Genomic DNA, 11,193 nt, shown 5'->3' on the forward strand with positions numbered 1-11,193 from the left:
ACATGGATGAAAAAAATAGCTTTGTTAGGCTCCACAGGCTCAATCGGTACGCAAACATTGGATATCGTTCGGCATCATCCCGAACGATTTACGATTACCGCTTTGACCGCAGGCTCGAATACAGAGCTGGTCGTTGCCCAAGCGAAAGAGTTCAAGCCGTCAATCGTGAGCATGGCTACCAAAGATCTTGCCGACCGGGTGTCGCCGCATCTGCCTGCGGGTACGCGTGTTGTATACGGCGATGAAGGTTTAATCGAAGCGGCCTCGGAGACGGACGCAGATACGGTAGTTACGGCCATAATGGGCAGTCGCGGCCTGCCGGCGACATTGGCGGCGATCGAAGAAGGCAAGGCAATCGGACTAGCCAATAAAGAGACGCTTGTCACAGCGGGTCATATCGTAATGGCTCGAGCCCAAGAGAAAAACGTTCCGATCATTCCAATCGACAGCGAGCATTCGGCCATCTACCAATGCTTGAACGGAGAGCCAATGAGAGGTGTTCGGGGCATTACGCTCACCGCCTCCGGCGGATCGTTCCGCGACCGGACACGCGGCGAGCTGGAAGGCGTGACGGTTGCAGAAGCGCTCAGCCATCCGAACTGGTCCATGGGAGCGAAGATCACCATCGATTCGGCCACTATGGTCAACAAGGGATTGGAAGTCATTGAAGCGCATTGGCTGTTCGATCTTGCTTATGATCAGATAAACGTACTTATCCATCCCGAGAGCATCATTCACTCCTATGTGGAATTCGTCGACCATAGTATCGTCGCGCAGCTCGGCATGCCGGATATGCGTGTACCGATCCAATATGCCTTAACGTATCCGGAGCGTCATACGACTCCGACCGAAAGGCTGGATCTGGCCGCAATCGGCAAGCTTCATTTCAGGGAGATGGACTTCGAACGATATCCATGCCTGAGAATGGCATTCGATTGCGGTCGATTAGGTCGTTCGGCTCCTGCCGTGTATAATGCAGCCAATGAAATCGCCGTGGATCGTTTCCTTCGAGGGGAGATCGCCTTCCTTGACATCGAACGGGTGCTGGAGACGGTGCTGGAGCGGCATGAGGTCAGCGAAGTCAATGATTTGGAAAGCATTGCGGAAGCAGACAATTGGGCTCGCCGCCTGGCGGCATCGGTCTGACTATCATCCCAGAAAGTGGTTCTCTTGTTTCGTACGGGAGAATAATGATAATCTATGTACAGGCCGTAACGAACAGGAGGCAAGGCTTCTATGGAAACAATTCAGGTCGTATTTATGACCGTGCTCGTTTTTTTCGTCATTGTGACAATCCATGAATGGGGCCATTACTTTTTCGCCAAGAGAGCCGGCATTCTCGTCAGGGAATTTGCAATCGGCTTCGGACCCAAGCTTTTCTCCGTCAAGCGTGGAGAAACCAGATATACGCTAAGGCTGATTCCCGCGGGCGGCTTTGTCCGCATGGCTGGTGAAGATCCCGAAATAGTAGAGGTTCAGCCAGGTCAGACGGTAGCGGTTCGGATCAAGGATGATAAGGTGACGCGCATCTTTCTCGATCGCCTGGATGAACGCAACGATACCGTTCGCGGCGAGGTTGAGCACGTCGATCTGGAGCGCAGCTTGTCCATCAGGCTAAACGTAGAGGGCGAGTCCGAAACGTATGTCGTGCACACGCAAGCGCTTGTGATCGCGAGAGGCAAAGATACTCAGATTGCTCCTATCGACCGTCATTTCGGCAGCAAACCTCTGCGCCATCGCGCGATGGCAATTTTTGCCGGTCCGATGATGAATTTTATCCTGGCTTTCGTTCTGTTCGGGGCATACGTCCAGATGGTCGGCGTTCCGGCAGAGAATCCGACCTACATGTCCATTACGAGAGTGGAAGAAAGCATGCCCGCTGCGGAAGCAGGTCTTAAGAAAGGCGATATCGTCAACTCCATAAACGGTATAGCGATCGGCACCGATCTCGACAAGCTGATTGATATTATCGCAAAGTCGCCGAACGTGGAAGTCAAGATTGATATTGTCAGGGACGGAGCGCCGCTCAGCATAAATGTGACCCCGAAACCGAATGAAGCCGGCGAAGGCAAGGTAGGAATCAGCGCCGCGCCTCCAAATCGCTCGGCATCGTTCGGGGAGACCATTACGAGATCAGCCACGCTCATGAAGGATATGACCGTTTATATTTTTGAAAGCTTCAAAATGCTGATTACGGGCCAGTTCAAGCTCGACGATCTCGGCGGTCCGGTTAGAACGGCGGAAGTAACGAGTCAAATTGCCAAACAGGGGATCGTACAGTTGACCTCATGGACGGCATTGCTCAGCTTGTACTTAGGCATCTTTAACCTGTTGCCCGTACCTGCACTGGACGGCAGCAGACTGCTGTTCCTTGGGCTGGAAGCGGTCAGAAGGCGGCCGCTCGATCCCAATAAAGAAAGTATGGTTCATTTCATCGGATTCGCGATGTTGATGTTATTGATGCTGGTTGTGACCTATAACGATATTTTACGATTAGTACGAGGGGAGTAGTCAGTCGCTCATGTCCAAGGATAAAGGATTCGTAACGGAAATTACGCCGCAAAGCGAAGATTTCTCAAAATGGTATATCGATGTCATCAAAAAAGCGGAATTAATGGATTATTCTCCTGTGCGCGGATGTATCGTATTCCGTCCGGAAGGATATGAGCTGTGGGAGAACATGCAGCGCGAACTGGACTCGAAGTTCAAGGAGACGGGACATCGCAACGCATATTTCCCGCTCTTTATTCCGGAGAGCTTCTTCCAAAAGGAGAAGGAACACGTGGAAGGCTTCAATCCCGAGCTTCCTTGGGTAACCGAGGCGGCAGGCGAAAAGCTGGAAGAACGTCTGGCGATTCGCCCAACCTCGGAGACAATGATCGGCCATATGTATGCGAAGTGGATACAGTCCTATCGCGACCTGCCTGTTTTGATCAACCAATGGGCGAACGTCGTACGCTGGGAAAAGCGCACGCTGCCTTTTCTGCGGACCAGCGAATTCCTGTGGCAAGAGGGTCATACGGCGCACGAGAACGAAGAGGAAGCCCGCCAGGAAACGATGCAAATGCTTGAGGTATACACCAATTTCGTCGAGAATTTCTTGGCGATTCCGGTTATTAAAGGCGAGAAAACGCCTTCCGAGCGGTTCGCCGGCGCGGTGGATACGTATTCCATCGAAGCGATGATGAAGGACGGGCGCGCGGTGCAGGCAGGAACGTCCCATTACCTGGGCACAAAGTTTGCCGTAGCGTTCGATATCAAATATTTGGACCGCGAGAATACGTTGCAGTTCTGCCATACGACTTCGTGGGGCGTCAGCACGCGCCTAATCGGCGCGCTGATCATGGTTCATGGCGACGATCGCGGCCTGGCGCTTCCGCCGAAGGTAGCTCCGACGCAAGTGATCATGATTCCGATTGGTCCCGCGAAGACTCGCGACCAGGTGGTCGGAAGAGTGGACGAGCTGTATGCCGAGCTTAAGAAAGCCGGAGTGCGCGTCCGCGTCGACGATCGCAGCGACGTAAGCCCTGGCTGGAAGTTCAACGAATACGAAATGCGCGGCGTACCGCTTCGTCTGGAGCTTGGACCTCGCGATATGGAGAACGGCGTTGTCGTCCTTGTTTCGCGCATTACAGGGGAAAAGCGCATTGTGCAGCAAGCCGATCTTCTTGTTGAAGTTCAGCGTATGCTGGACGAGACGCAGGTCGAAATGTTTGAGCGTGCCAAGTCGTTCCGCGAAAGCAACTCCCGCAGCGTGGACACGTTGGACGAGATGAAGGCATTCCTGGAGGAGCAGCGCGGATTCGTGGAAGCGGGCTGGTGCGGTTCCGAGGCATGCGAGAAACAAGTGAAGGAAGAGACGGGAGCGACGAGCCGCAACATTCCGTTTAACCCTGCATCGCAGAAAACAACCTGTTTGGTATGCGGCGACGCCTCCAAACACACTGTCGTATTTGCGCGCGCATATTAATATCGGCGTAGATCCAAAAGTTCGAATCGACAGGAGTGAACGATCATGACCAACGACAAGCGACAGCGCTTCGAGCTGCTTATGCAGCAAGCGGAGCTGCCGCAGGAGCTTATTCATACTTATTTCCAGGATGGCCATATCGAGCAAGTAATTGTAAGCAAGTCCAACCGTGAATGGACGTTTTGCATCCGCAAAACGTCCATAGTGCCTTTACAGGCCTATACTGGCTTCTGTGAAGCGGTTCGCCGGAAATTCCATCACATTGCCGACGTTTCGTTTTTGATCCAATACGAACCTGTCATCGATACGGAAAATATCGTTATGCAATATTGGCCGCTCTTTATGGAATGGGCTCAGCGAGAGATCGCTTCCGTTAACGGCTGGTTGCAGAAGGCGGCGCTTGCCGCTCAAGGCGATGCTATTACGCTGACGCTCATGGACTCCACAGGGCTTGAGCTTGCACGGAAAAAAAAGGTCGACGAAGCGGTCGTTTCATTCTATCGGACTTACTTTGACCGCGAATGCAAGGTGAAGCTGGCCGTAGGGGAAGCGAACCAGGAGATTTACGACCAATTTATGATGAAGATCGAGCAGGAGGAGCGGGAAGCCGTTCAGCAACTGATGGCGGAATCCTACGCGGAGAGCGAAGCCGGCGAAGACGGCGAAGAAGCCGTGCGATTGGCTGTCGGCTACGACATTCGCGATGAAGCCGTGCCTCTCATGAACATTCAGGACGAGGAAAAGAAAATAACGGTGCAAGGCGCCGTATTCGGGCTTGATATGAAGGAGCTGCGCAACGGCAGCACGCTCTTTACCTTCAACGTCACCGACTTCTCGGATTCCATTGCGATGAAGATGTTCGCCAAGACAAAAGATGATGTCAAAATTTTGTCTCAGCTCGCAAATGGAAAGTGGGTGAAGGCGCGCGGACGGATCGAATACGACCGTTTTATGCAGGAGCCGGAGCTCGTTATGATGCCGAACGATCTGCATGAGGTTCTCGCACCGCCAGACCGGAAGGATCATGCCGAGGAAAAACGCGTCGAATTCCATCTGCATACGACGATGAGCACGATGGATGCCGTGACATCGATTGGCGACTATGTGAAGACGGCGGCAAAGTGGGGGCATAAGGCGATTGCCGTGACGGATCACAGCAACGTGCAATGTTATCCCGATGCCGTAAAAGCCGCCAAGAAACATGACATCAAAGTGCTGTTCGGCGTGGAAGCGAACGTCGTCAACGACGCGGTCCCCATGGTTCTGAATTCCCGGCAGGAGCCTCTTGCCACGGCAACCTACATCGTATTCGACATCGAGACGACGGGTTTGTCCGTCGTAAACAACAAGATCATCGAGCTCGCGGGCGTTCGGATGCGGGAAGGCAAAGAAGTGGATCGGTTCTCGACCTTTATCAACCCGCATGAGAAAATTCCGTATCATATTCAGCAGCTCACGAACATTAATGACGAGATGGTGCAGGATGCGCCTGAGCTTGAACCGAAGCTGAGCGAGTTTATCGAATTTATAGGCGACGATGTTCTGGTTGCGCATAATGCCCGCTTTGATATCGGCTTTATCCAGGCGAACTGCAAATCGCTGGGATTGCCCGAAGTAAACAACCCGGTGTTGGACACGCTGGAATTAGCGAGATTTTTACACCCGACGATGAAGAATCACAGGCTTAATACGCTGTCGGACAAGTATAAGATCAGCCTGGACAATCATCACCGTGCCATCGACGACTCCGTCGCGCTTGGCGGCGTATTGTTCGGCTTGATAGGCGACGCTGCGGAGCGCAACGTCAGGGATTTGCATCAATTAAATGATTATGTCGGTCTGGACTTATCCAATCAACGTCCTTTTCACTGCAATATTTATGCTCTAAATGCCGTGGGCAAAAAAAATCTGTTCAAGCTGATTTCGATTTCCCACACGGAATATTTTAAACGCGTTGCTACCATTCCGAAGAGCAAGCTGGTGGAGCTCAGAGAAGGATTGCTTGTCATCTCCGGCTGCGAGAAAAGCGAATTTTTCGAAACGGTGCTAAACAAGTCGCATGAAGAAGCGCAGGATATCGCGGAGTTCTATGATGTGCTGGAGATTCAGCCGATCGACTTCTACATGCATCTCGTGGAAAAAGGACTCGTGGGCAGCCGGGCCGAGATCGAAGGCGCGATGCGGCGCATCTGTCAGATCGGCGACGCGCTGGGCAAACCTGTCATTGCGACGGGCAATGTACATTATTTGAACCCGCGGGACAAGATGTATCGGGACATCACGATTGGCGGCATTACCGGATTCAGTCCGCTTAAGGGCATGCGCAAGCCGGACGCCCACTTCCGCACAACCGAAGAGATGCTGGAGGAATTCGCGTTCCTCGGCGAAGCGCGCGCCCGCGAAGTCGTCGTGACGAACACCTCGGCGCTCGCAGATCGCTTTGAGGCCTACGACATGTTTCCGAAGGAACTATTTACTCCCAACATCGAGGGAGCAGACGAGGAAATTCGGAACACCTGCTATGATACGGCGAAGTCCATGTATGGGGAAGATCTGCCGCAGGTCGTTATCGACCGGCTGGAGAAGGAGCTTGTCCCGATTATCAAATACAAGTTTTCCGCCAACTATCTCATATCCGAGAAGCTGGTGAAGAAGTCGAACCGGGACGGGTACTTGGTCGGCTCCCGGGGCTCCGTAGGCTCATCGGTCGTTGCGACGTTCCTCGGCATCTCCGAGGTTAACCCGCTTCCCGCCCATTATCTGTGCCTGAACAAGGAATGCAAAACAAGCGAATGGTTCCTCGACGGCAGCGTGCCGAGCGGCTTCGACCTGCCTTCCAAAGCTTGCCCGAATTGCGGGCAGCCGATGAAGGGCGAGGGACAGGACATACCGTTTGAAACGTTCCTCGGTTTCAAGGGCGACAAAGTTCCCGATATCGACTTGAACTTCTCGGGCGAATATCAGCCCATAGCCCACAACTTTACAAAAGAGATGTTCGGCGAGAAATGCGTATACCGTGCGGGTACGATCGGCACGGTCGCGGAGAAGACGGCATACGGCTTCGCCAAAAAATACGAAGAAGAGCATCACAAGAAGTGGCGCGGGGCTGAGCTTGCAAGACTTGCGAGCGGCTGTACGGGCGTTAAACGAAGCACGGGCCAGCATCCGGGCGGCATCGTGGTCGTGCCGGATTATATCGAGGTCGAGGACGTCACTCCGGTCCAGTATCCGGCCGACGACGTAAACGCCGAGTGGAAGACGACCCACTTCGACTATCATGCCTTTGACGAGAACTTGCTCAAACTCGATATTCTGGGCCACGACGATCCGACGATGATGCGCATGCTCCAGGACTTGACCGGCGTCGATCCGACGACAATCCCCATGAACGATCCAAAAGTCATGAGCATGTTCAACTCGACGGCTGCGCTCGGCGTATCGCCGGAACAGATTCGCTCCTCTGTCGCCACCTATGGCGTGCCGGAGATGGGGACCAAGTTCGTCCGCCAGATGCTTCAGGAAACGCAGCCGTCGTCGTTTGCCGACTTGCTGCAAATTTCCGGATTGTCGCATGGCACTGGCGTCTGGCTCGGCAACGCGCAGGAGCTTATCAAGAACGGGACCTGCAATATCAAAACGGTAATCGGCTGTCGTGACGATATCATGTTGTATCTTATCTATAAGGCAGGGATGGACGCGGGTCTCGCCTTTAAAATTACGGAGAGCGTCCGAAAGGGCAGAGGTTTGACGCCGGAATGGATAGACGAGATGAAACGTTGCAAAGTGCCGGCGTGGTACATTGATTCCTGCTTGCGCATCGAATACATGTTCCCGAAGGCGCATGCGGCGGCATACGTTATATCCGCCGTGCGCACCGCCTTCTTCAAGCTGTATTATCCTATCCATTATTACGCGACCTACTTTACTGTTCGTGCGGACGATTTCGATTTGGAGCTGTTGTGCCAAGGTTACGAGGCTATCCTGCGCAAGCTGATCGAGATCGAAGCCAAAGGATTCAACGCAACGCCAAAGGAGAAAAACATGGTATCGCAGCTGGAGATGTCGCTGGAGATGACGGCTCGCGGCTTCTCGTTTAAGCCGATCGATCTGTATCGCTCCGATGCCATCAAATTCCAGGTGGATGGCGACTCGCTGATTCCGCCGTTTGCCGCAATTGCGGGAATTGGCGACAATGCAGCACGCAATATTGCTGCCGCAAGGAATGAAGGGGAGTTTCTGTCGATCGAGGACTTCCAGATGAAGTCCAAAGCGACGAAAACCATTATTGAAGTGCTAAACGGCATGGGCTGCTTCCGCGGACTGCCGGAATCCAATCAATTGTCGTTATTCTGACGCTAGGCCGTTGTGCAGCGCTAGAAATCATTCCTTGTCACTTATTTGGGATTATGTTATAATTTTTGTGGCAATGATGAGGATAGATCTTTGATGCAGAAGAGTGGGGAAACCCACTCTTTACGTTTTGTAATCGGACATTCTCGTTGCCCCGATCAGCGGAATTTACTTTTCCGCGCACGCAACCATTACAGGAGGTTTACTCAATTTGAGCACATCCACTATCAAATCCTCGATTGAGGCTATGGTGACGCCTTACCTCAACGAACAAGGTTTTGAGCTGGTCGATATCGAATACATCAAGGAAGGCAGCAACTGGTTCCTCAGAATCTTCGTCGACAAGGACGGAGGCATCGACATCGATGAATGCGGACGGATCAGCGAATTCGTCAGCGAGCAGTTGGATAAAAACGATCCCATCTCAGGCGCTTATTTCCTGGAGGTATCGTCCCCCGGGGCGGAGCGTCCGCTCAAGAAGCCCGAGGACGTGGTTAAGGCGATAGGCAAACATGTGTTCATCACTACATATGAGCCTGTTGACGGCTCCAAGGAATTTGAGGGTTTGCTCGTATCGTTCGATGGCGTGCAAGCCGTCATTCGCGTAGGCAAAAAACAGCATACGTTGCCGTACGCCAAAGTCGCCAGCGCCAGATTGGCTATTGTATTTTAAGCGTTTAAGTACGTGTTCAAAAAGTTCGGTTATCGGTACCGAGTAGATTGGATGAAGGTTCGGCTGAATTCAATATTCGACGTCGAGTAAACTTTCAGGATTACTTCGTAATGGGAAGCGGACTTTTTGAACTACCTCTTTAAAACTATTATCGTTTTTATTTTCGAAAGGAGGATCAACGTTCCAATGAGCATGGATTTTATTGAGGCGTTGCAAGAGATCGAGAGAGACAAAGGGATCGCCAAGGATGTGCTGCTCGAAGCCATTGAAGCCGCGCTCATATCCAGCTACAAACGTAATTTCAACACTGCTCAGAACGTGAGAGTGGACATTAACCGCCATTCCGGCGTGATTAAGGTATATGCTCGCAAAACGGTCGTCGATGAGGTGTTGGATCCGCGACTGGAGATTACGGTGGAAGCATCTCGCGAAATTAATCCGCATTATCAACTGGATGATGTCGCCGAGATCGAGGTTACGCCGCGAGACTTCGGCCGTATTGCGGCTCAGACAGCCAAGCAGGTCGTTACCCAACGGATACGCGAAGCCGAGCGCGGCCTTATCTACAATGCCTTTATCGACAAGGAAGAAGATATCGTGAACGGCATCGTGCAGCGTCAGGACGTTCGCAATCTGTTCGTCGATCTGGGCAAGGTAGAAGCGGTAATGCCGCTGACGGAGCTTATGCCAACGGATAAGTTCAAGCATGGCGACCGGGTGAAGTCTTTTATTACGAAGGTCGAAAATACGACCAAAGGTCCCCAAATCATTTTGTCCCGTACGCATCCGGGTCTGCTTAAGCGTTTGTTCGAGCTGGAGGTGCCGGAAATTTACGACGGCGTCGTAGAAATTCGTTCCGTCGCGCGCGAAGCGGGCTTCCGCTCGAAGATTGCGGTTCATTCGCGCAATGACGAGGTGGATCCTGTCGGCTCTTGCGTCGGACAGAAGGGGATGCGCGTGCAGACGATCGTGGGCGAGCTTAAAGGCGAGAAGATCGATATCGTTCGTTGGTCAGAGAATGTCGAGGAGTATGTCGCGAACGCGCTTAGCCCTTCCAAGGTGCTGGAGGTTATCGTATTCGAGCAGGAAAAGATGGCCCGCGTTATCGTGCCCGATTATCAGCTGTCGCTGGCAATCGGCATCAAAGGTCAAAACGCCCGTCTCGCAGCCAAGCTGACTGGCTGGAAGATCGACATTAAGAGCGAGACGCAGGCCGAGCAGGAATACGGCCGTCCGAAGTCCGCGATGGGCACCATGCATCAGGATTCCGTCTCGATCGATTAGCAAAGGCGGGCTAGTGCCGTAGATGTAGATAAAGGAGGGTGTGCGGTGAGACCGAGAAAAGTGCCGCTTCGCAAATGCGTCGCCTGTCAAGAAATGATGCCCAAGAAGGAGCTTATCCGGATTGTTCGGACACCGTCCGGCGAAGTCGCGATCGACCTGACCGGCAAGAAGGCGGGACGCGGAGCGTATCTGTGCGGCAAGGTAAGCTGCTTTAAGCTGGCGAAGAAGACCAAAGCGTTGGACAGGGCGCTTAAGCAGTCCGTCGGCGATGATATTTATGATGCGCTCGAAAAGGAATTTGTTGCGGTAGAGGAACAGTTTATAGCCGCAAAGGAGCTGGAGTCCGATGACGAGGAAGCCTGACAAAGCGTTGTCGGCGCTTGGCATGGCCATGCGTGCGGGCAAGCTTATAACAGGTGATGAAATCGTGCTCAAGGCTGTCAGATCGGGCAAGGCCTGTCTGGTCATTCTTGCCGGTGACGCATCTCCGAATACGAAAAAAAAATTTAAAGACAAGTGCGGCACCTACGGAATACAACTCGCCGAGGCATACGACAGGGAACAGCTTGGCATGGCGATAGGAAAAGCGGAACGCGTCGTTCTTGCCGTGACCGATGTGAACTTCGGAAAAATGATCGAAAATCATCTGAGCCAAAATACGGAGGTGGATCCTATTGAGCAACAAACAGGACAATAAAGATAAGCTTCGCGTATATGAATATGCGAAGTCGCTAAATATGAGCAGCAAGGAAATTATTACGATTCTTAAAAGGCTGAACTTGCCGGTCAACAACCATATGAGCGTAATGGAGAACGAAATGGTTCATAAAGTGGAAGGTTTCTTCCGCGACATTAAAGCGAATGCGGCGGCGAAGCGCGCTCAGGAAAGCGGCGGAGCAGCCGGATCTGCGCAGGC

At 52.7% G+C, this 11,193-nt stretch carries 9 protein-coding genes; all 9 read left to right on the top strand.

Features of this window, described 5'->3' with window-relative positions:
* The first annotated feature begins 6 nt into the window (after positions 1-6).
* On the top strand, positions 7-1,146 hold the full coding sequence (locus tag PAT3040_RS21400; RefSeq protein ID WP_087570932.1) for a 1-deoxy-D-xylulose-5-phosphate reductoisomerase: 1,140 nt from the start codon (positions 7-9) through the stop codon (positions 1,144-1,146).
* A 90-nt stretch (positions 1,147-1,236) separates the two neighbouring features.
* The gene (gene rseP, locus PAT3040_RS21405; protein WP_087570931.1) at positions 1,237-2,511 is read left to right on the top strand and encodes an RIP metalloprotease RseP; all 1,275 of its coding nucleotides are present in this window, start codon (positions 1,237-1,239) and stop codon (positions 2,509-2,511) included.
* A 10-nt stretch (positions 2,512-2,521) separates the two neighbouring features.
* The gene (proS, locus tag PAT3040_RS21410; protein ID WP_108994320.1) at positions 2,522-3,970 is read left to right on the top strand and encodes a proline--tRNA ligase; all 1,449 of its coding nucleotides are present in this window, start codon (positions 2,522-2,524) and stop codon (positions 3,968-3,970) included.
* Positions 3,971-4,015: 45 nt separating this feature from the next.
* Positions 4,016-8,323 carry a PolC-type DNA polymerase III gene (locus PAT3040_RS21415; RefSeq protein ID WP_108994321.1) on the top strand — a complete coding sequence of 1,436 codons (4,308 nt, stop codon included), beginning with the start codon at positions 4,016-4,018 and terminating at the stop codon, positions 8,321-8,323.
* Positions 8,324-8,531: 208 nt separating this feature from the next.
* Positions 8,532-8,993: a ribosome maturation factor RimP gene (gene rimP, locus PAT3040_RS21420; protein ID WP_108994322.1), complete on the top strand. Its 462-nt coding sequence runs from the start codon at positions 8,532-8,534 to the stop codon at positions 8,991-8,993.
* Between the two features lie 186 nt (positions 8,994-9,179).
* Positions 9,180-10,277, top strand: a complete 1,098-nt coding sequence (gene nusA, locus PAT3040_RS21425; RefSeq protein WP_087570927.1) for a transcription termination factor NusA — start codon at positions 9,180-9,182, stop codon at positions 10,275-10,277.
* A gap of 45 nt (positions 10,278-10,322) precedes the next feature.
* A complete protein-coding gene (gene rnpM, locus PAT3040_RS21430) occupies positions 10,323-10,640 on the top strand; it encodes an RNase P modulator RnpM (protein WP_087570926.1) in 318 nt (105 codons plus the stop codon).
* Entirely contained in the window at positions 10,624-10,974 is a 351-nt protein-coding gene (locus tag PAT3040_RS21435; RefSeq protein ID WP_087570925.1) for a L7Ae/L30e/S12e/Gadd45 family ribosomal protein, read from the top strand. The genes rnpM and PAT3040_RS21435 overlap by 17 nt, the downstream gene beginning before the upstream one ends.
* Before the next feature lie 40 nt (positions 10,975-11,014).
* On the top strand, positions 11,015-11,193 hold a 179-nt coding region (locus PAT3040_RS21440; protein WP_373863965.1), incomplete at its 3' end, for a hypothetical protein.

Origin of the sequence: Paenibacillus agaridevorans (assembly GCF_003112455.1) — a bacterium.
In the GTDB taxonomy this organism is placed as follows: Bacteria; Bacillota; Bacilli; order Paenibacillales; family Paenibacillaceae; genus Pristimantibacillus; species Pristimantibacillus agaridevorans.

What these genes read in the sequence shown, in the direction of transcription:
- rseP (WP_087570931.1), top strand. Translation starts at nt 1,237, where the DNA reads ATGGAAACAATTCAGGTCGTATTTATGACCGTGCTCGTTTTTTTCGTC.
- PAT3040_RS21400 (WP_087570932.1), top strand. Translation starts at nt 7, where the DNA reads ATGAAAAAAATAGCTTTGTTAGGCTCCACAGGCTCAATCGGTACGCAA.
- PAT3040_RS21435 (WP_087570925.1), top strand. Translation starts at nt 10,624, where the DNA reads ATGACGAGGAAGCCTGACAAAGCGTTGTCGGCGCTTGGCATGGCCATG.
- proS (WP_108994320.1), top strand. Translation starts at nt 2,522, where the DNA reads ATGTCCAAGGATAAAGGATTCGTAACGGAAATTACGCCGCAAAGCGAA.
- nusA (WP_087570927.1), top strand. Translation starts at nt 9,180, where the DNA reads ATGAGCATGGATTTTATTGAGGCGTTGCAAGAGATCGAGAGAGACAAA.
- PAT3040_RS21415 (WP_108994321.1), top strand. Translation starts at nt 4,016, where the DNA reads ATGACCAACGACAAGCGACAGCGCTTCGAGCTGCTTATGCAGCAAGCG.